The following is a 21,305-nucleotide window of genomic DNA, read 5'->3' as shown; positions in this document are numbered from 1 at the left end:
ACTAGTAGTCTTTTTCCCAAATCACTTCAGCACTGTCGATACCTGAGGTACCACCGGTGGTGCTTTGCAAATGAATTCGTGGGGTAAGTTCAATCTGGATGGAACCCTTCCAAGGCTGTGACGGGTTGGGCGTACGCTCCAGTTCTAAATAGGTGCGATCATTCAGGTATTTGCCAACACCAATATTCAAACCGCCGTCGCCGTTTTCGTCGTCCGCCTGATTTTCCACGGTAATGTTATCCACGCCCAGTAAGTTACGAGCGGTGCCCAAAGCATCGAAAGAGCTGCTGCCGCCTTGCAACTTTTTCACTGCCATGGCCAATTGTACTGCTTTTATTGGCTCTATGTCGGCTGCTGATTCACCGAAAATAATATAGGACAATATCTCGTCTTGAGGCATGGTTGGTATCGACGAGAATTTGATGTCGTACTTGTCGTTCTGGCCGCTGACATCAGCGATAATTTGATTGCCGCTTTTTTCATACACAGCTTCGATGGCAACGGCGATGGAGTTATTGACAAAGCTGACTTGGCCTTGTTCCAGTTGAAAATCTTTGCCAAACAGCTCCAGCTCACCTCTTAGAGTATTAAATTCACCTATGTACTGTGGATCGTCTGCAGTACCACTGAGTTTTATTTCGCCGGATAGCTCGGTTTCTAATCCTCGGCCACGTAAATACGCTTGTTGTGTAGCGGTGATGGAAAGATCTAATTCAATAGTTGGTGTGGGGAATAGGGGCTCGCTTTCTTCTTCCTCGGTTTCATTGGCCGCGATTTCAGTTACTTCAATCTCTGGCGCTGCTGCACCCATGTTTACATCAATCATGGCGTTTAGCGGTGTTATTTCCAAGTTGCCAGAAGCCAGCAATTTATTGAAATCACCGGTGATGGCGATCTTGCCTGTGGCTTGGCTGTCGATATCCACGCGCTTTATGACTTCTGCATTTTTTGCCGCAATATTTATGTCCATGGCGCCGTAGCTGCCTGGCACGGGCAGTGTTAATGAGCCGCCGATTTTATACTTGCCTTTATCTCCGTCGGTGCCCTGGCATTCGGTAATCGTGAACGACTGCTTTTGCGCGGCGAGTGAACAATTAAAGTCTTCTACCTGGGTGCCCATAAGCGAATTAAAATAACTGAAATTAGTCAGATTCACGTCACCATCAACCGCCGGAACACCCAGCGTACCACTGGTGTCTAGCTTGGCTTTTACTACGCCACCAATTTCATTGACCTCTGGGTCTAGCAAAAACGCGATGGCAGTTAGGTCAAGGTCGACATTCGCGTTGCCCATCAAAGGAGTTTGTTCCGTCGACGTAGGCGGGTTATCGGTGTAGATGTTGATGTATTCATACAAGGGAATGACTAGGTCTAATTTCCCTGGTGGTAAACCGTCCCTTTCCAGTGTTGTATTTAAAGCCAATTCGCCATCGGTGGTTTTCATCAAGGCTTTGACTAATAACGGAATTGGCTGTTTATCGCCTTTGGCTGTGTAGCCGGATTGCTCTAACAGGTACTCAAAGCTACCATCGATTACAGGTTGCTTGGCTGTTCCGTTAGCGGAGAGGTCAGTGTTTATTGTTCCTACTGGTAGCTCAACACCCAAGGGGGCTAATATCGCCGTGGCGAATTCTGTTATCGACAGTTGTGCGTCAAATTGGTCGTTTTGATAACTGCCCTTGGCTGAAAGTGTTCTGTTGCCATCAATATCCGCATCTAATTGCTGTAGCTGGTATCGGTCGGCCTGGCTGCTCGCCAATAATTGGAAATCGTATTGGGTCTGATCTAGGTGGCCGCTAAGAGTCGCGTCTATGTTTGCGTTGGGTTGGGTTAAATTGCCGTCAGCGGTCACTATCGCATTTAGGATGCCGTCTAATTTTTCGGGTAGCATTACCCCTACGGCTTCGGCAATATTAAGCGGAATACTTTTAATTTCAGCGTTAATGTCTCCGGTTATATTTTTGTAATCGACGTTACCGCTGGCTTCAATATGGCCATCTGGTAAACGTAAAGAAAGATCCGCAATGTTGACAATATCGCCTTTCACGTCCGCCGCAGCGTTGGTTGTAAAAGGTAAGTCCTTGTACTGACCGCGGGCTCTTAAAATAAGGTCAGCCTGGGGGTTGTCTATGGTGCCGTTGAGCTGACCGCTGACTTCAGAGACTTTAAAGCTCAAACCCTCGGGCAGCTCAACTTGAAAGGGAGCAATGGTTTCATTGGATAAGCCCGTGAGCTTGAACTCAAAATCGTTGTTGCCATTGGCTAAATCAATGGTGCCGTCGGCATTAATGTTCAGGTCAATATAATCCAGGATCAATTGTTGAACGTTTATACGCTCCTGGGTGCCCGTTGCGTTGGCTCTAAGCATTAGATCGTTGTCAGCGTAGCGAAGGTCTGATTTAACCTCGGCATCAAAGGCGGGGGCATTTATCGTTTCAGTTACCTTCACATCGGCGGTCAGCGTGCCGTTGTCTAAATCTGGTACCCAGGCAGAAAAAATTTCCAGCGGCAGAACATTGATGTTTACAGAGGCATCCAGCTGAGGATTGATGATATCGGCTTTTATTTGGTGTGTGGAGCCGGCCAGTTTCAAGAGTAAGTCTTCGGTGTGCAATTCCCAATTAGGGTTTTGGGCAGAATCTTCGGCGTCCGGTAATTGGTAGCTTAACCCGCCAAGCAGCTCGATGGCTTGCCCCGCAATGGGTAGCTTAAGGGATTCTATTTGTGTCGTTAGGGTGTTGTCTACGAAAGCAACGTCCGTTACAAGGTCGACTTTAAGATCATCGGTTTCAGGATTTTTTAGCCAGTAGCCAATCCAACCCTTGGCGGGTTCCTGAACCGCCAGTACTAGGTGGTTTGTGTAGGCGCTGGAGCCGGTGATATCGACGTTAAGGCTTGGAATATTTTGCTCAATGGGGTTGGCCGATAAATGCAATTCAATATCGTCATTGCCGTTAATGTACCCATTGCCTTCAACTTTATAGGTTACCGTCGTGTCAGAAAAATTGGGATTGTGAGCTGATTCGGGTATCACGCCATCGAGCATAAGCCGGTCGATCGCAAGGCGATCCAGTCGAGCCGTGGGCAAAGCAAAGCTACCCCCTTCAGAGGGTTCTGCGTCATCATCTTCGGTTTCATCAGGCTGCGCTGGCAACTGGCGATAGTATAGCTCGGCCATACTCAAGTTGGTGACATTGAATTTTTTCCGCCACAGGGGCTTTAGCTCCATTGCGAAATCGAAATCTCGGATTCGCACCCATAGCGCTCCGTCTTTCTTCAGTTCCAAATCGCTAAAGGTTAGGTGGTTGGTTTCTGGGTAATTGAAACCGTCGATATTGAGTGCTAACCCTTGCTTGGCGAGGATGTCGCTTTCTTGTAGCCAATCTAGGCCAGTGGAGGCAAGCCAGTTGCGGCCGCCTGTGGTGGTTACCAGTGCACCAAGCAGAAAAACGGCCAAAAATACGACAATAAGCAGTTGCGCGCTAATCCAACTGATCGCAGTGATAAAGCGTTTCTTGGTGAATACCGATTTGATCTTTGTTAAATCCATTAAAAGGCCTGGCCAATACTGATGTATATTTGAAACGCATCGTCAATATCGTCTCTTTTATCCAGCGGAACCCCTATGTCGAATCGAATAGGAGCAAAGCTGGTGTAGTAACGCATGCCGATGCCAGCGCCCCAAAGAAGATCCTCACCGATGGTTGGTACTTCTTCTTCGTAGGCATAGCCGCCATCTAAAAAGACTACCGCGCCCCAGCTTTGCCCGAAATGCAACCGCGCCTCTACCGATACCTCGTTATAGGAAAGCCCTCCATCTGGCTCGTTGTCGGTCATTGGCCCCAGCGTCTGGAATGGGTAGCCTCTAACGGAGCCGCCACCACCAACGTAAAAGCGCTCATTTGCCGGAATAGCTTGGCGGTCTGCGCCTGTGATAGAACCCAGGGCGCCGCGCACGGCCATGGTGGGTGTAAACATGGTGTTGTTAAATGTGTGGTAAAAACTGGCGGCAATACTGTTTTTCAAAAAGGTGGTGGAAGTCTCATAGACATCCCAGAAAGGCTGTGCACCCAGGCCAATTACATAGCCAAAGCGAGGATCCAAAGGTGCGCTGCGGCGGTCGTATTCAAGCTGTAGCGGTAACGAGAGTAGGGCATAATCCTCTAACTGTTCGCCTTCTTCGATTCGGGAGAAATCCATTTGTGCGCCCACATCGGCACGCAGGTAGCGACCAAACTTGCGCGACACTAGCGCGCCAATGCTGGCCACCTTGGATTGATAGGCATCGGTATCTTGTTTCTCTAATTCCGAGAACAGCGTGAGAGTTTGATCATCACGGTAAAAGTCTGGAATGGTGAGTTTGGCATCCAAAGCCTGCCGTCTTTGCGCCAGGTATAAATCAACCGTGGCTAATTCCGCACGCCCCCAGAGGTTACGGTGTTCCCAACCCGTCAGCACCCCGGCGCCTTCATCGGCGCGGTAACCCACGCCAAAGGAAACAGAGCGGTGATTTCTCTCTTTGACTTGCAGTTCAATGGGCACCCCATTGGCTGAATTTACACCTTCTTGGATGGAGACAGACGCTAACAGGTTCGTTTTAAGCAGCGTTAGACGCGCGGAATCCAGCGCCGTGCGGCGGAAGCATGCGCCGGGTTTTAGGTCTAGCCGGTCTAGAAGGTAATCTGGGTCAACGGTTTTATTGCCCGTAATGGTTACGTCGCCGAAGGTCGTGCTGGCAGAATCGCGCATTGAAAACTCGAGTGAGGCCGTGTGATCGGCGTGATAAACCTCCGCCTGATAATCTACCCCCACTTTATAAAAGCAGTATTGTTGACCAATATAGGATTCAAGCTGACTGCGTAAATCCAATACGTTTTGCGCAATGAGGGCCGACCCTTCGGCAGGCAACATTGTCTCGGGAATGGTCACCTCCTGCGGTAAATTCAATGTTAGGTTGCTGATTGTGTATAGCGGCCCCGCGTTCACCCGATGGGTAATGGCGCCATCATCGTCAATATCTGAGCTCAGCGCAGAGTTGTAGTAACCTTCCGCACGTAACCGTTTAGTTAGCAGTTGACGTTCGAAAAACGCTATTTTTGATGGGGTTTTATAGAGTTTTAGCTGACGATTTTGCTCGCGCTGGATTTTTAGCTCTGCTTCTAGCGTTTTTTGCAGTGTTTTATTGGCGGATGACAGCACTATGGCTGATGCCGGCTGGCCGCCTATAAAGGGAATATCATCTAGGGATAGTGCATAACTGGTGGAGCTGAACATCCAAAGCAAAAAACAGCAATAACAGTTCAACCATGGGCTAGGTTTTTTCACAGCGATCTAATGTTGTCCAAACAGGTAATGATCCAATAGGGCTCGAAGGGGGGGCCGTTAAGGTTAGATCATGCCGATTTATACAACATGACGCAATGCGATAAATTACTAATCTAATTGTAATTTTTACAAATTAATAAACGAGCTATAAGTCCTGATTTTTTATTCACAATGCTGCTTAATTACCGCTAAAAAACGCTCGCCATAACGGTCAAATTTCGCTTGGCCCACACCACTAATTTGCAACATTTCGTGTTCCGATGTGGGTTTTAGTTCCATCATTTCCATAAGGGCTGCATCGTGGAACACTTGGTAAGCGGGTAGTTCGTGTTCTTTGGCCAACTCGGTCCGACATTGCCTAAGCTTTTCCCACAGCGCCGCGTCAGACGGGCTAACATTAGATTGAGTGAATTTTTCGCGACGTGGGGCGCGTTTTTCCTCTAGATCTTTGCGCAAAAACAGTTGCTGTTCAGATTTTAACAGCGGCTTAGCGTTTTGAGCTACGCGCAAGGCTCCGTAGTTTGCGGTATCCACAAAAACAAAGTTTCTAACAATGAGCTGACGTAACACCGAACGCCACTGAGTAACAGATAGATCCTTTCCTATACCGTGGGTAGAGAGTTGTTCGTGGCCATTGTCGATGATGCGTTGATTCGATTTGCCCAGCAGCACGTCAATAATATAAGTGGAGCCGAAACGTTGGCCGGTTCTTAAGATACAACTCAACAGTTTTTGTGCTGCAGTGGTGGCGTCCCATTTGGGCGGCGTGGTGGCACAGGTATCGCAATTGCCACAGGCTTCATTCATTTCTTCACCGAAATAAGCCAGCAAGGATCGTCTTCGGCAATCGGTGACTTCGCACCAGCCAAGTAACGCATTTAGCTTGCTGCGCTCGTGCATTTTGCGTTCCTCGTTTAGCCCGGAGTCATCGACCATTTGCTGTAATTGCACCACATCGTTCAAGCCGTACACCATCCATGCTTCGGCCGGCTCCCCATCTCGACCCGCGCGACCGGTCTCCTGGTAATAGGCTTCGGTGCTTTTGGGTAGGTCTAAATGGCAAACGAAACGCACATCAGGTTTATCGATTCCCATGCCGAACGCAATGGTTGCTACCATGATCACACCGTCTTCACGCAGAAATCGCAATAAGTGGTCACTGCGCGTATGTTTGGCTAGACCTGCATGGTAGGGTAGAGCGTTGAAACCCTGTTTTTGCAAGTAGTCTGCAGTCTCTTCAACGCGCTTACGAGACAAGCAGTACACCACGCCAGATTCATCCCGACGCCCGGATAGAAAGCTCAAAAGTTGCTGGCGGCCATTTTTACGCGGCTGCACGCTGTAATGAATGTTGGGCCGATCGAAGCTGGCAACGAAGTGCTTGGGCTCATGCAGGTTGAGATTAGCAACGATCTCCTCCTGGGTTTGGGGAGTGGCTGTGGCCGTAAGGGCGATTCTTGGCGTATTCGGGAAGTGCTCGGCCAAGCTTCCCAACTGCAAGTAGTCCACCCTAAAGTCATGGCCCCATTGGCATACACAATGGGCTTCATCAATGGCGATTAGATCCACCGGCAACTGAGCCAACCAGGATAACGTTGTCGGTTGCATCAGCCGCTCAGGAGCCAGGTAGAGGATCTTGGTGCGGCCGCTATTGACTGCTTGGAATAGTGAGTACTTTTGCTCAGGGTCTAGGGTTGAGTTTAAGTATTCCGCTTCTATACCCAACTGCTTGAGGGCGAGCACTTGGTCTTCCATTAAGGCAATCAGAGGGGACACCACCAGGGTAAGGCCATCCTGCAGTAAAGCAGGTAGTTGGTAGCAGATAGACTTGCCGCCACCAGTGGGCATTATCACCAAGGTATCCTGCCCGCTCAGAACAGAATTGATGATGGCTTCTTGGTTGCCACGGAAGTGGGCGTAGCCAAAAGTGGTTTGTAAGGCTTCTTGTGCAGTACTACTGTGAATCATTAGCTTATGGAGGTATTTAACGTTAGCGTCATATTGGCGGGGTATATACAACATCGCAACGGTAAATGCATGATTTTATCGTGTTTTGTGGTTTAATTGACGTTGCTGCGGAGTGAACTCTCCCCATTCCGCGGCCAGATAGAACCGTACTACCCCAAGGAGTCGCACTCGGTGAGTGAAATCAAGAAAGTTCACGGTATATATGTATTAAAAAAGAACAGCCCCACACTCGCCAACCTGCGCCAAGCGCTACCTGAGCCCAGCATACACGGTTACAAGGTCTGGTCTTCCAGCTTTTTAATCATGGACTATCTTAAATACGAGCCTTTTGATATTGGTTCAAGTGTTCTAGACATTGGTTGTGGCTGGGGAATGCTGGGCATTTATTGTGCAAAAAGTTTCAAGGCCAAGGTAACCGGTGTCGATGCGGATGAATGGGTATTCCCGTATCTGCGTGTGCACGCCGCCATGAACGATGTCAAAGTCAAAACACACACCTCTTTGTACCAAGATATTCCAGCCAACATGCTTACTAAGCACGATGTCATGCTTGGCGGAGATATCTGCTTTTGGGACGAATTGGTGGAGCCGCTGTACGATTTGGTGTCACGAGCAGTCAAAAAGAAGGTGGGATACATCATCATTGCTGACCCAGGCCGCTCGCCATTCATGAAACTGGCCAAGAAATGCAAAAAAGACTTCGGCGGAGAGCTTATTCCATGGCAGATAACAAAACCACGAGCTGATAGCGGGTATCTTCTCGTAATACGCACAAAATAATAGTGAGACCGTAATGAACCAAAATATTTTGTTGATCGGTGGAGATGGCGACCTTGCCATGCGCAAACTCTACCCAGCACTTTACGCACTAGAAGCCGCGGACCAGTTATCTGGCGTAGAGTCTATTACCGGCTTATCCCGGGCGCTGGAAGACAGAGAGCAGCTGCTAGAGAAAATGCTGCCATGGCTGCAGGCACTGGAAAGCTTTAATGAGCAAGCCTGGCAGCGCTTCCAGGCGCGCATCACTTGCCTGCAGGGCGACGCTACCCAGGCTAGCACCTTGCTGCAATACAAAGAACAGCTCGATGACGACAATCCCAATGTAATCGTTTACCTAGCCGTGCCACCTAAGGTGTTTGGCGGCGCTTGCCGGGCATTGAAAGAGTCGGGCTTGGCCATCCCAAGCACCCGTTTAGTGGTAGAGAAACCACTGGGTTCAGATCTTGAGAGCTTTATGAGCGTCAACGCAGAGATGCGCGCCACGTTTGAAGAGTCTCAAATCTACCGGATTGATCATTACTTGGGCAAGGAGTCGGTGCAGAACTTGCTAGCTTTGCGTTTTGCCAACGTCATGTTTGAGGCCATCTGGGGCGCCACTCACATTGATCACGTGCAGATCACTGTGGCAGAGCGCGTTGGTGTTGAAGGCCGCAAAGAGTTTTACGATGAGATTGGCGCCCTGCGGGACATGGTTCAAAACCACCTCCTGCAGGTCGTTTGTCTGCTGGCTATGGAGCCACCGGCCAGTCGCGATCCCTTTATGATTAGGGCCGAAAAATTAAAGGTACTCAAAAGCCTTAAACCCCTCGCGGATGAAGCCATTAAGCGCTATACCATAAGAGGCCAGTATAAAGAAGGTTCCATGGACGGGGCGGTGGTACCCGGTTATGTTGATGAGCTCAATTCTTCAGAATCCGGGACGGCAAAATCAAATACCGAGACATTTGTTGCTCTTAGAGCAGAGATAGACAACTGGCGATGGGCCGGGGTGCCTTTCTATCTGCGCACGGGCAAACGAATGCACACTCGCGCATCGGAGATCTTGGTGCAATTCAAATCACCACGCCATATTATTTTTGGTAAAGGTGATGCTATTACGCCAAACCAACTGCGCATTTTGCTACAACCCAACGAAGGTATTACCTTGCATTTCCTTCGTAAAGAGCCCGGTCTGAGTGAATTTACACTCGAAGAGGCCGAGTTGAACCTAACTGTCACCGAAGCACGCAAAAAGAACGGCAGCTATGATGCCTATGCGCGTCTGATGTTAGAAGTTCTCTCCGGTGACCAAACTCTTTTTGTCAGCGCGGAAGAGGTCGAAGCTTCCTGGAAGTGGATCGATCAAATTATCGAACAGTGGCAAAAGCACGATGTCAAAGTGAAACCTTACACCGCTGGCACAAGTGGGCCGGTTGACGCTGCTGTAATGATCGCGCAAGACAAACGTCAATGGAGCGATATAGAACCATGAGTCATACGCTTAAAGAATTCGCCAGCTCAAATGAGTTGGACCTAGCCTTAACAGCACACGTTGTAGCACAACTGCAAAAAGCACTTGATGAGCGCGGCTGCGCGAGCCTGGTAGTCTCAGGCGGGTCTACGCCGAAGTCGTTTTTGTCTAACTTGTCTGAGCAACCACTCGACTGGGGCAGCGTGTACGTAACACTGGTAGATGAGCGCTGCGTACTCGAGTCGCACCCAAGCAGCAACGCAAAAATGGTTAGAGAAACCTTGATGAGAAATCTAGCGGCCGAAGTAAATTTCGTGCCGTTGTACATTCAGGGAGAGACTCAAATGAACTGCCAGCAGCGTTTCATCAACCACAAAGTGTTAGCCGGAACCTATGACGTGGTTATTTTAGGAATGGGTGGCGATGGCCACACTGCCTCTATATTTCCCCAAGCACAAGAGCGCGACCAAGCGCTAAATTTAAAAACTGCTAGCAATATTTTACTTACTGATCCGGTAACCGTAACGCCGCTGCGTTTAACGCAAACACGCAAGCGGTTACTCAATACTCGCAATTTAATACTCCATATAACTGGCTCAGAAAAGCAAAAGGTTTTTGAGCAAGCCAGCAAAGAGCAAAACGCTGAATTACCAATAAGTTACTTTATTCACCAAGAAGAAATTAACTTAGACGTATTTTTTAGCGAATAACCGCGACATCAGTAAGACTAGCCGATAGGAGAGACCGTTGGTTGAATTAAATTCCACGGTGGCCGCTGTCACCGCATCCATAAAGAAAAACAGCGAGAAAACACGGGCCGAATACATTGCTCGTATGCAATCCACTAAAAAAAATGATCCGCCTCGCCGTAAGTTATCTTGCGGCAACATTGCCCATGCTTTTGCAGCCTGTAGTGATGCGGATAAAGCCACAATCACCAGTGAAAACGCAGCTAATTTAGGTATTGTTACAGCCTACAACGATATGTTGTCAGCGCATCAGCCGTACAAAGATTACCCGGATTTTATTAAACAAGTGGCTAACGCTCAGGGCGCAACGGCACAGGTTGCCGGTGGTGTGCCTGCCATGTGTGATGGGGTAACCCAAGGCCAAGCAGGCATGGAATTAAGCCTGTTTAGCCGCGAAATCGTTGCTATGGCCACCGCCGTTGGCCTCACTCACAATATGTTCGATGGCAATGTATTTTTGGGTGTATGCGATAAAATCGTTCCGGGGCTGTTGATTGGTGCTTTGTCATTTGGCCATGTACCGTCAGTGTTTATCCCGGCAGGGCCCATGCCCTCAGGTATGACCAACAAAGAAAAGGCCGCTCAAAGACAGCGTCACGTTAAAGGTGAAATTGACGACAAGCAATTGTTGGCAGTGGAATCTGCTTCGTACCACAGTGCGGGGACTTGTACTTTTTACGGAACAGCCAACACCAACCAGTTGGTGATGGAGTTGTTGGGTCTGCACGTGCCTGGTTCTTCTTTTGTTAACCCGGGTGATGAGCTGCGTCCTAAATTGACCGAGTTTGCCATCAAACGCCTGCTAGGGTTATGTGAGCCCAGCGGGACCTACACCCCGTTGTATGAAATCGTTACCGTAGAGTCTCTGGTCAACTCTATTGTTGGTTTGTTGGCGACGGGCGGCTCCACCAATCACACCCTGCATTTGGTCGCTATAGCAGCGGCAGCTGGCATTAAGCTTACCTGGAAAGACATCGATCAGTTGTCCAGTGTGGTGCCATTGCTTGCTCGCGTTTACCCCAATGGCCAGGCCGACATTAACCACTTTCACGCCGCCGGTGGGATGGCCTTTTTGGTGCACCAATTGCGCAGCAATGGCTTTATGCACGAAAACGTGAAAACCATTATGGGCGAAGGCTTGAGCGATTACTGTAAAAGCCCCAGCCTAGACCAGAGCGGCGCAATTCAGTGGTCTGACACTGTTACCGAGAGCGCTGACCTAACGGTGTTGACCTCCGTAGACAAGCCGTTCGCCGGTAACGGTGGTGTTAAGGTTCTCAAGGGTAACCTAGGGCAAGCTGTGATTAAGATTTCTGCCGTGGCGGAAGAACACTGGTTGGTGGATGCTCCTTGTATCGTTTTTGAATCCCAAGACGAACTGAAGCAAGCCTTCGATACCGGCAAGCTAGAGCAAGACTTTGTGGCAGTGGTGAGATTCCAGGGTCCAGCTGCCAACGGAATGCCAGAGCTGCACAAGATGACGCCATTACTGGGAGTACAGCAAGACAAAGGCTTTAAGGTGGCCTTGGTGACCGATGGCCGTATGTCCGGTGCCTCCGGCAAAGTGCCTGCTGCGATACACCTGTCCCCAGAAGCTGTAAAAGGAGGGCTGATAAATCGCCTCCAAACCGGTGATAGAGTCGTTTTGGACGCAGGCAAAGGCACAATAAACGTTGATTTGACTGCCGAAGAGCTTGAGGCCCGCGCTATTGCCGAACAGCCGTTCTATGAGCAGACCTTGGGGCGTAACTTGTTTACTGCATTACGCCAATGTGTGTCCGCGGCGGAAAATGGTGCCAGCGTTTTCGAGTAAGCCTATTCAATTACGTACAAGCGCAAAACATTAGCCCGCCTTAATGATTGCGCTACAATAAAGCCTGGTGTTGTAAAACACCGGGCTTTTTTGTCACAGGGATTCACGCAATAGACCATTCGCTTTTGTTTAAAAGGATAATTTAATGAACGAGTTTCAAAAATCTTTGGCTGAACTTAAAATAGTACCGGTAGTAACTCCGTACACGGTGCAATCCACTATCGAGATGACAAAAGCTATGGTTGCTGGAGGCATCGGCTCGGTGGAAATCACCCTTAGAACTGATTGTGCGTGGGATGCGATTAAAGCAGTTCAAGATCTGGGTTTACCGGTTAAGGTTGGCGTAGGCACCATTACCAACGCAAATCTATTTGCGCAAGCTGAGGCAATTCAGGCGGACTTTGCGGTTTCGCCGGGTATATCCAATAAGCTTTTAGCGCGTTCTGAGGGCTCGCTGCTGCCATTGCTGCCAGGCATCGCCACCGCTTCAGAGTTGATGCAGGGTATGGACTACGGTATCTCAACCTTTAAATTATTCCCCGCGATGGCGATTAACGCCCCGGCACTTCTGAGCTCTTTTGCTGGGCCTTTCCCCGAAATTAAATTTTGTCCTACCGGCGGTGTTACCACCGAGAACGCCGCTGGGTTGTTAGCTCGGCCTAACGTTGTTTGTGTCGGTGGCTCTTGGATGGTATCCAAGTCACTGGTGGAGAGCGGAGATTGGTCGGAAATCAGTCGTATCAGTGCCGCTGCCATGGCAATCTAATCACATGAGCTTGGGGTAATATAGACGCGGTTGCCTTGCGCGCTGCGCCTTACCCTTAAATCTAAAAATAACGTCGTTCTCTCGTCTTCAGGTGTTGTTGTAACGCCCTACAAACATCTAATCTTCCAGCCTGCAAAACGCGAGCTAAACTCTATCAAGTCAATGTTTGAAAGATTTTTGCCTGCGCGATTAAGTTTTTCGGCACTTGGCCGATAGCAGTACAAATTACTTCAGTTCGAGGCGTGCCATCGCGGGGTCTACTTTTGTAAATGGTGGTAGCTAGGAAATTTAACTTAAAGCAAACGGCGGCGGCTACTGTGTTTGTTGCGTGGCTGATATTACTTGTGGTTGCTTTTTACCGGTTTTTTTTCGCTAATTTAGCGTCTTTTGATCAATGGGCGACTTTTGACGGCTCTAAACTAAGCACGATTGCCAAGGTGGCGCCTGGCACCATAGTTCATTGGTCGGGGAGTGATTGTATTTGTAACAGATACAGTGAGCCCCATGTGGCAGAACTGCAGCAACGGCTTGATCATTACCACCATGAGCTAATCGACCTAGGGGTAGATACAGGTCGCTTTGCCAATTTAGCTCAGTTTGTGCCAGCAACGCCGGCAGTAATGGTGTTCGATCAAGACGGAAAGCTTGCCTACTTCGGCCCCTACAGTGGCGGCACGGTTTGCGGCGAAGGTGAAGACTTTGTGACCCGCACAGACGAAATGCTTCGCGCCGGAGTCAATCCTCACTGGATTAACCAAGAGAGTGTCGGTTGCCTGTGCGCGAACCCGACAGGCACGCCGAAATTAGAATCTGTATAGCCTAACATTTTGCGAATTCGTTTGTGGAGAACTACACGTGCAAACAGGAAAGGAAGGTAATGTCCGCGAGTCGGTCAACAAAGCAGATGCTTTAATGCATATCATAATTGTCGGCCTAACGGTTTATTCCCTGGCCTTAGCGCCCTGGTATGGAACTTGGCTAGAGGCGATTGTAATAGGAGTGGGGACTCTAGCGGCTACTTCAGCCATCCGAATGATGGCTCCCGGGTCAATCATGAGCCGGTTAGCCTTCGCCGTAGGCGTGATGGCAATCACTGCGCTTAATATCCATCAATCCCACGGGATGATCGAATTCCATTTCGGAATTTTTGCGCTGCTAGCGGTTTTGCTTGTCTATCGCGATCCGGTGGTTATCGTAGCCGCCACCGCAGTGGTGGCGGTGCACCATATCAGCTTTTATTTTGCACAAACCCAGGGGCTACCTATATGGGTGCTAGAATCCGGTAACCAGGGCTGGTGGATTATATTGTTGCACGCTGGCTATTTGATCGTTGAGTGCGCCGTTTTGGTGGTGATTTCTGCTGTAATGAAAAAAGAAGCGGTCCAAGCGCATGAAATGACGAGAGTTACCACTGAGATATTAGCTGATGATGCCATTTATTTAGGGGCTCGTACCAACGGTGCTACGGAGCTTTTGCGCCGATTTGACTCGTACACAGAATCCATTCAATCCCTGGTTGGCCAAGTAAGCTCATTGACTGGTGAATTAAATCAGACCAGTGAGCAATTCAGCACTTTAACCGATTCCGTTAAGGGTTCCGTAAGCATTCAAAAAGCGGAGACCGAAAAAATTGCTTCGGCCATTGAAGAAATGTCGGCATCCAGCTCGGAAATGTCGGAGAATGCAAAAGTCGCGGCTAACTCCGCCTTGAATGCCAATGAGGACGCCGCCAATTGCCGAAACGCGTCCATGCGGACTGATGCCAGTATTCGAGAGATGGCTGATAAAATCAGAGAGGCCGTTACCACTGTTACCGCTCTAAACGATCAAAGTAGTCAGATTGGGTCGGTGGTCAACGTTATCCGTAGCGTTGCGGATCAAACTAATTTGCTGGCACTTAACGCTGCTATTGAGGCCGCCCGGGCCGGTGAGCAGGGTAGGGGATTCGCCGTTGTGGCTGACGAAGTCCGCACATTGGCTCAGCGCTCACAAGAGTCCACGGAAGACATCGACCGTATGATCGATAGTTTACAGTCCCAGAGTGAAGCTGCCGTTATCGTGATTGAAAGCAGCAAAGGCTTGGTTGAGGCCTGCGTGCAAAATACCCAGGAGAGCTTGGCGTTGATGGAGCGTGTAAGTGAAGCAATTACTCAAATTAATGCTTTGAACCAATCCATCGCTAATGCCACCCATGAGCAGGCCAGCGTTGCCTCCGAGGTGAGTTCAAATATCGCCGTGATTGCGGTATCCGGTGAGAAAGTACTGGAGCAGACGCATAACGCGTCCAGTGCTGGAGCTACGCTACACCAATTTGCGCAGCAGCTTGATGGCCTAAACCGCAAGTTCAACCATCGATAGGCTGCGGCTTTGGGTCTGGTGTGGGTTTAGCTGTCTCTGTCTTTTTCTTTATGGTTTGGGCGCCCGGCGGAATGGGATTTATTCCAATAGCGCTGCATTTCCAAAAACATAAATGAAGCAGACCAAGTAATTAGCAGTAGGCCGGTTAATGCCTCCATACCTGTAACAAATCGCACCAAGCCAAAGGGCTCGATATCACCAAGCCCCAACGACGTGTAGGCCGAAATAGAGAAGTAGGCGCAGGCAACCAGGCTGCCATCAAAGTTACCGTCCAAGTGGCCAAAACCGCCTGCTTTTAACAGTAAGAAGTAGACAACGGCAAACAACCATATTTCTAATAGGTGGGCCACCATGCTGCCTAGCACACCAAAGGCCACAATCAGTTGAGGGTGAATGGATAGCTTGGGCAGCTGAACCGTTAACAGGCGCAGTGCTTGGTAATGGATGATAACCGCCAGGGCTGCTACCAAGGCATTGATCAGGAATACAAGTAGCATTGAACTATAAATAACACATACGGCGGTGCTCTTCTTTGTACCCTACCAAGGCGCAATCACAGTTTGTTAGCAGCTCTTAGTGATGCGCTAAATCCCCATTTTCGCCAATTGCTCAATTACTGCCCGGATTACCGAGGTCGATTTTGGGTGGCTGACTTCTAATTCTGCTAGCTCTGCTTTCAGCGCAGTGAGCGTTTTGCTCTCCGGCGGTTCATCGTTACTTAAATGATTAATAAATGAATCCAGCGTTGACTGCTTTGAGGAGTCAAGCGCGGCGTGCATTTGTTGCTTCAGCTTGATAATTTCCGCTTTAAGCGTTTCAGTGTTTGGGTTCATGTTGGGCTCCATTTGGGGCTTTGCATTTGGCTGCCTCTAGTTCTAAGCGTACTCCTTGCGCAGCGGTCATAGCAACTCGCTTACCATCTACGCGGTTGAATGCAAAATGAGCCGCACTTTGCGGCGAGAAGATTAAAGCGGCACAGTATTCAAACCTCTGACAGTAAAGTAACAGCCGTGGTTCAGCGTTTAGCGGGAGGAAGCAGCGGAGGCTTGGTTGACGATTGTAATACCGTAGATTGACCCGATTGAAGGTATCGTCGTCAGGGACGGGAAGTAGGGCTAGGGAAGTGGAGCCAAGAGAGGGCTCCACAAAACCGATTGCCATTAGGCAATGATTACTCGGCCATTTCCTTGAGTTTCTTCAGTGGGCGAATTTTAACCTGTACGCTAGCGGGCTTGGCTTTGAAGGTGGTCTCTTCACCCGTGAAAGGGTTAATGCCTTTGCGCGCCTTGCGAGCCGGCTTTTTAACGGTGGTGATTTTCATTAAACCAGGCAGTACAAAATCGCCGCAGCCGCCGCGCTTTTTCAAGTGGCCAGCGATGACGTTGGACAGCTCGTCTAATACCGCCTGCACTTGTTTTTTAGGAACCTCTGTATTTTCAGAGATCTGGTTTAGCATTTGAGTTTTAGTAAAGCGCTCAGTGATAGCTTTAATTTTTGGTGGTGTTGCAGCGGCTTTTGTAGCAGGTGACTTTCGGACGGCCATGGTCTCAGATCCTTTATGATGTTTGTTTTCAGCGCTCAGTGAGTCGCCATACGCTTTACAGAGTTAATTTTTGCAGGTGTAAGTCGAGTAGCAAGTCGCCACTAAGTGGCTTGCGCACATTATATATAGTATAAAAAACGAGTCCGCAATAAATTTCGCGTAAAAATAGGCCTCAAACGAGACTATTTGCGTTTTCACCCCATAAATCAGCCTATTTTTTGTTTCCAATCGTGACATTGAGCCGCGTTTATCTACTAGGCTAGCTAGGGGAGCGGAACTATCCAATGGTTAAAGATTCAAGCTTTTATCCACGAGCCTCGTGGGAGCAGGCGCTTAAATCGAGGTATGGCTGGGTCGTCATAAATGCGCGGAAGCCCTTTTGGTTAAACTGAGCTTGGCTTTCCTTGGAATCTCGCTCAAATAAGGACTCCTTTCGGTTGCTTTGATTCCAGCGGTATAGGCTATAATACGCCGCCATTGGGCAATGCCGGTGCAATGTGTGAACCCTTGGGTTGAAAATTGTACAATATGGCGCCCAACGAGAGGATTAGATGATTAAGTGTTTATAACGGGGTTTGGAGGAAGTATTTTGCCAATCTATGAATATGTTTGCGGCTCCTGCCAGCATGAACTAGAGGCCCTACAAAAGATTGCCGATGATCCGCTGGTGGAGTGTCCCCAGTGTCACGAATCATCATTGAAGAAGAAAATATCTGCCGCTGGTTTCAGATTAGCTGGTAGCGGCTGGTATGAGACTGACTTCAAGAAAGGTGGTAAGCAGAAGAATCTTGCTGGAGATGCGGGCGCGAAAAGCAGTGTGGCGGATAGCAGTAGCTCCGGTAATAGTAGCTCTAGCAAACCTGCTGCTACAGATAAGTAACGCCGGTTTCGGCGACAAAACCCATTTGGACGAGGCATAGCGCGCCTTGTCCCGTAGTACAGAGTTTACATAGGAATTTGTTATGCGCAGCCATTACTGCGGTATTGTTACCAAAGAATTGTTAGATCAAGAGATAACACTGTGCGGCTGGGTGGATCGTCGCCGCGACCACGGTGGTGTTATCTTTATCGACCTGCGCGACAGAGATGGTGTAGTTCAAGTTGTCTTCGATCCAGACAGCACCGGATTTGAAATCGCCGACCAAGTACGCAGCGAATATGTATTAAAGGTTACCGGGCGGGTTAGAGCGCGCTCTGAGGGCACCATCAATCCCAACATGGCTACGGGCGAGATTGAGGTCTACGGCCTTGGCATTGAAATTTTAAACAGTTCAGAAACCCCGCCGTTCCCGCTCAGCGAGTATACCCATGTGGGTGAAGATGTTCGTTTAAAGTATCGCTTTTTGGATTTGCGTCGCCAAGAGATGCAAAACAACCTGCGCCTGCGCGCAAAGATTACCAGTGTTATTCGCCAGAACCTGGAAGAGCAGGGCTTTCTCGATCTAGAGACGCCAATCCTCACCCGCGCCACACCTGAGGGTGCCAGGGACTACTTGGTGCCATCGCGTACCCATGAGGGTCGCTTTTTTGCTCTGCCACAATCGCCGCAGTTATTTAAGCAATTGCTAATGGTTTCAGGTTTTGACCGCTACTACCAGATTGCTAAATGTTTCCGGGATGAAGATTTACGAGCCGATCGCCAGCCTGAATTCACCCAAATAGATATCGAAGCCTCGTTTATCGACCAAGAGCAAATAATGGCGATCACAGAGAAAATGATCCGCCAGTTATTCATCGATGTGAAAGGCGTAGATTTGGGAGAGTTCCCACGCATGCCATACGCCGAAGCCATGGCGATCTACGGTTCTGACAAGCCAGATCTTCGTATCCCATTGCAGCTGGTAGACATCAAGGACTTGATGAAAGACATCGAGTTTAAGGTGTTTGCAGGGCCTGCCAATGATTCTGCTTCTCGCGTAACTGCATTGAAGGTTGATGGCGGTGCTGAAATTTCCCGTAAACAAATTGATGAATACACCAAATTTGTTGGTATTTACGGTGCCAAAGGTCTCGCCTGGATTAAAGTCAACGAGTTGGAAAAAGGCATCGAAGGTTTGCAATCGCCGATTATTAAGTTTCTGGGTGATGACGTGACCATGTCTATTATGGAGCGTGTCGCTGCCAAAAATGGCGATATTGTGTTCTTCGGCGCAGACAAGACCAAGGTAGTCTCAGAGGCACTGGGTGCACTTCGCATTAAAGTGGGTTTGGATCTGGACCTGACCACTTGCGATTGGGCTCCATTATGGGTAGTGGATTTCCCCATGTTTGAGACCAACGATGACGGCAGCATGACCGCTTTGCACCACCCATTTACTTCACCCAGCTGCAGCCCTGAGCAGCTCAAAGAGGATCCGCTGGCAGCGCTTTCGGTAGCCTACGATATGGTATTAAACGGTACTGAGTTGGGTGGTGGCTCTATTCGTATCCACGACCAAGCCATGCAAGAGACCGTGTTTGAAGTGCTGGGTATTGCTGAAGCCGAACAGAGAGAAAAGTTCGGGTTCTTGTTGGATGCACTGAAGTACGGTGCGCCGCCCCACGGCGGCTTGGCCTTCGGATTGGACCGCTTGGTGATGCTAATGACCGGTGCGCCGTCTATCCGTGACGTGATCGCCTTCCCTAAAACACAAACAGCGGCCTGTGTAATGACCGACGCTCCAGGTGAGGTCAATTCTCTGCAGCTCAGGGACTTAAATATTGCTTTGCGTAAAAAGGAAAGCGCCGAGAAACCAAAAGCAGAGTAAATTTGCTAAATTAAGTTTCATTAAAAACCCCAGCACTTGCTGGGGGATTTTTGGCGTAGAGCCGGTGCTTTAGGCGGATTTTGTATCAGGATATCGCGACTGGGCTGAGGCTGGCAAAGCGGTACTGATTGGACTAAGCACCGCAGGGGGATGCTAATTTACCACCGACACATCACCATCTCTGATGCCGTCTGAACCATCGACTTCCGCGTTTTCCACGCGAACCACATCTTCCTCGTTCAAAGAGGTCACCAACGTAGCTGCGGAATCCCCCTCTACCGAAATGCCCATAACGTCGAAACCATCCGATTCAACGTCGGATACAGGGCCTTTGAGAGTGACATCTTCGTCGTCGGAATTACCGCGGATGGATAGCGCGATGGCATAGGGGACTTGCTCTTCATCCACAAAGCCGTTAAGTCGTACCTGTGCGTCTGCCACACCGCTACTGACGATTAAATCGTCTTCCATCACCAGTTTATTGGTGGTAACGGATAGGCCAAAAAAGGTCACCGACTCATTAGCCGTGATGTCCGTACTTGCTAATGGAGCCTCTATCTCTATTGGTCGTTGGTGGAAAATAATGCTGTTGGCCGTGAGTATATTGCTATCCGGGTCGACGGTACCTTCTACTTCGATTTTTGCGCCTAAAATAAGATCGCTCTCTTCGCCGCCGGTGAATTGCACGGAGCTACTGATCTCGACCTCCTGGTCGTACAGTAAAAATTCAGAACGATTGTTAACTTCGCTAACGATGCCTTCCATTTCAGCGGGTAGTTCGTCGATGTCGTCATCGTCGTTAACCAATGTGGGGAGGGCAATGCTTTCACAGCTTATGCTAAGGGTAGTATCTATGGTTTGACCTGCGGTAAACGAGGTAATTGGAGATGCGGTGACGGCTACATAATCGCCATCGGCAAATTCCGACTCGCAATCAGGCACGACTCCGCCCATGCTAATTGGCTGATCCTCTAGGCTAAAACTGGAGCTGGCCTGCAAGCTGCTTACCGTGCCGGTTATCTTCCATTCCAGCGTGCCACCGGTGGGTGCGTCTATACGAGTTGCGATGTTACCGCCTTGCCGGTTGCTGTAACCGCTGACCCTGATCACTTCACCTAGGCTGAGGTTGCCGACATCGTCATTACTGATGCCGTCCAATTCGGTTTCTTCGAGCACGGTTATTTCCTGGCCCAATACCGATAGCGGAGCGAGGCTTGTTACGGGTCCAATAACGATATGGTTGGCTCGAATTTCAGTCGCCGTGCCACTGCTTAAGTCATCGGGAACGGTTTCTTCGAGTTTAAAGGAGGCGACCATGCCGTCTTGCAGCTCAGAGGCGTCTACCTCGGCACCATCCAGGTATACGGTCCCAGACGCCGCTAGAGAAAACTCGCTGTTGAAATTCACCTCTAGGCCGCCGGCATCGGTCAGTACGCCAATGCTGGCCCCTCCGTCAGACCCGCTACTGCTGTCATCACCATCGTTAGAATCGCCGCTGCCGTTGCCAATCTGAAAATTACAGCCGCCTAAAACAATGGCTCCGCACAAGGCAGCTAGTTTGAAGTTTAAGGGTTTATTCATGGTTGTTCGGGTATTCATTAAATCTTCACCTAGCGTACGGATCTTTAATTTGCTGCCTTATTGTGACGTGGTCGACATTACAGCGGCGTGTAACAGACAAAATTACATTTTGATACGAATCAATCTGATATAAGACATTGAAACTTTAGTAAAATTGCACCTACGAAAACAGTCTTACGATAGCAATATTTAGTCGATTTTTCTGGATGGTTTACCACAAAAAGA

At 49.3% G+C, this 21,305-nt stretch carries 16 protein-coding genes; 9 read left to right on the top strand and 7 right to left on the bottom strand.

Features of this window, described 5'->3' with window-relative positions:
• Position 1: 1 nt before the first annotated feature.
• From ACGHM3_RS13190 to recQ, 3 genes are all read right to left on the bottom strand, one after another.
• Positions 2–3,550: a translocation/assembly module TamB domain-containing protein gene (locus tag ACGHM3_RS13190; protein ID WP_345415760.1), complete on the bottom strand. Its 3,549-nt coding sequence runs from the start codon at positions 3,548–3,550 to the stop codon at positions 2–4.
• Positions 3,550–5,274 (bottom strand): BamA/TamA family outer membrane protein, encoded by a 1,725-nt coding sequence (locus ACGHM3_RS13185; protein ID WP_345415763.1) that lies wholly within the window; start codon positions 5,272–5,274, stop codon positions 3,550–3,552. Before ACGHM3_RS13185 ends, ACGHM3_RS13190 begins: the two co-directional genes overlap by 1 nt.
• Positions 5,275–5,487: 213 nt before the next feature.
• Complete coding sequence (gene recQ, locus ACGHM3_RS13180; RefSeq protein ID WP_345415767.1) at positions 5,488–7,293, bottom strand: DNA helicase RecQ; 1,806 nt, start codon at positions 7,291–7,293, stop codon at positions 5,488–5,490.
• Positions 7,294–7,464: 171 nt separating this feature from the next.
• On the opposite strand from recQ, the gene ACGHM3_RS13175 reads away from it, so the two are divergent.
• From ACGHM3_RS13175 to ACGHM3_RS13145, 7 genes are all read left to right on the top strand, one after another.
• Positions 7,465–8,073: a methyltransferase domain-containing protein gene (locus ACGHM3_RS13175; protein WP_345415770.1), complete on the top strand. Its 609-nt coding sequence runs from the start codon at positions 7,465–7,467 to the stop codon at positions 8,071–8,073.
• 13 nt (positions 8,074–8,086) lie between these two features.
• Positions 8,087–9,544: a glucose-6-phosphate dehydrogenase gene (gene zwf / locus ACGHM3_RS13170; RefSeq protein WP_345415773.1), complete on the top strand. Its 1,458-nt coding sequence runs from the start codon at positions 8,087–8,089 to the stop codon at positions 9,542–9,544.
• A complete protein-coding gene (gene pgl, locus ACGHM3_RS13165) occupies positions 9,541–10,233 on the top strand; it encodes a 6-phosphogluconolactonase (protein WP_345415776.1) in 693 nt (230 codons plus the stop codon). Before zwf ends, pgl begins: the two co-directional genes overlap by 4 nt.
• Before the next feature lie 37 nt (positions 10,234–10,270).
• Complete coding sequence (gene edd / locus ACGHM3_RS13160) at positions 10,271–12,085, top strand: phosphogluconate dehydratase (RefSeq protein ID WP_345415779.1); 1,815 nt, start codon at positions 10,271–10,273, stop codon at positions 12,083–12,085.
• A 145-nt stretch (positions 12,086–12,230) separates the two neighbouring features.
• On the top strand, positions 12,231–12,851 hold the full coding sequence (gene eda, locus ACGHM3_RS13155; protein WP_345415782.1) for a bifunctional 4-hydroxy-2-oxoglutarate aldolase/2-dehydro-3-deoxy-phosphogluconate aldolase: 621 nt from the start codon (positions 12,231–12,233) through the stop codon (positions 12,849–12,851).
• A gap of 506 nt (positions 12,852–13,357) precedes the next feature.
• Positions 13,358–13,669: a DUF6436 domain-containing protein gene (locus ACGHM3_RS13150; RefSeq protein WP_345415785.1), complete on the top strand. Its 312-nt coding sequence runs from the start codon at positions 13,358–13,360 to the stop codon at positions 13,667–13,669.
• A 37-nt stretch (positions 13,670–13,706) separates the two neighbouring features.
• Positions 13,707–15,209, top strand: a complete 1,503-nt coding sequence (locus tag ACGHM3_RS13145) for a methyl-accepting chemotaxis protein (RefSeq protein ID WP_345415788.1) — start codon at positions 13,707–13,709, stop codon at positions 15,207–15,209.
• Positions 15,210–15,235: 26 nt separating this feature from the next.
• On the opposite strand, the gene ACGHM3_RS13140 is transcribed toward ACGHM3_RS13145, so the two are convergent.
• The 3 genes from ACGHM3_RS13140 to ACGHM3_RS13130 form a co-directional block, all read right to left on the bottom strand.
• Positions 15,236–15,706: an ion channel gene (locus tag ACGHM3_RS13140; RefSeq protein ID WP_345415791.1), complete on the bottom strand. Its 471-nt coding sequence runs from the start codon at positions 15,704–15,706 to the stop codon at positions 15,236–15,238.
• Positions 15,707–15,793: 87 nt separating this feature from the next.
• Positions 15,794–16,042 carry a DUF4404 family protein gene (locus tag ACGHM3_RS13135; RefSeq protein WP_345415794.1) on the bottom strand — a complete coding sequence of 83 codons (249 nt, stop codon included), beginning with the start codon at positions 16,040–16,042 and terminating at the stop codon, positions 15,794–15,796.
• A 338-nt stretch (positions 16,043–16,380) separates the two neighbouring features.
• Entirely contained in the window at positions 16,381–16,752 is a 372-nt protein-coding gene (locus ACGHM3_RS13130; protein WP_345415797.1) for an HU family DNA-binding protein, read from the bottom strand.
• Between the two features lie 589 nt (positions 16,753–17,341).
• Between ACGHM3_RS13130 and ACGHM3_RS13125 the strand changes: the two genes are divergently transcribed.
• Both ACGHM3_RS13125 and aspS read left to right on the top strand, forming a co-directional pair.
• Positions 17,342–17,632 carry an FmdB family zinc ribbon protein gene (locus tag ACGHM3_RS13125; protein WP_345415800.1) on the top strand — a complete coding sequence of 97 codons (291 nt, stop codon included), beginning with the start codon at positions 17,342–17,344 and terminating at the stop codon, positions 17,630–17,632.
• An 82-nt stretch (positions 17,633–17,714) separates the two neighbouring features.
• Positions 17,715–19,499: an aspartate--tRNA ligase gene (gene aspS, locus ACGHM3_RS13120; RefSeq protein ID WP_345415803.1), complete on the top strand. Its 1,785-nt coding sequence runs from the start codon at positions 17,715–17,717 to the stop codon at positions 19,497–19,499.
• A gap of 153 nt (positions 19,500–19,652) precedes the next feature.
• On the opposite strand, the gene ACGHM3_RS13115 is transcribed toward aspS, so the two are convergent.
• The gene (locus ACGHM3_RS13115) at positions 19,653–21,098 is read right to left on the bottom strand and encodes a DUF5666 domain-containing protein (protein WP_345415806.1); all 1,446 of its coding nucleotides are present in this window, start codon (positions 21,096–21,098) and stop codon (positions 19,653–19,655) included.
• Positions 21,099–21,305: the final 207 nt, after the last annotated feature.

It is taken from the genome of Halioxenophilus aromaticivorans (genome assembly GCF_042850945.1).
Lineage (GTDB): Bacteria > Pseudomonadota > Gammaproteobacteria > Pseudomonadales > Cellvibrionaceae > Halioxenophilus > Halioxenophilus aromaticivorans.
This window is presented reverse-complemented; position numbering and strand designations above follow the sequence as displayed.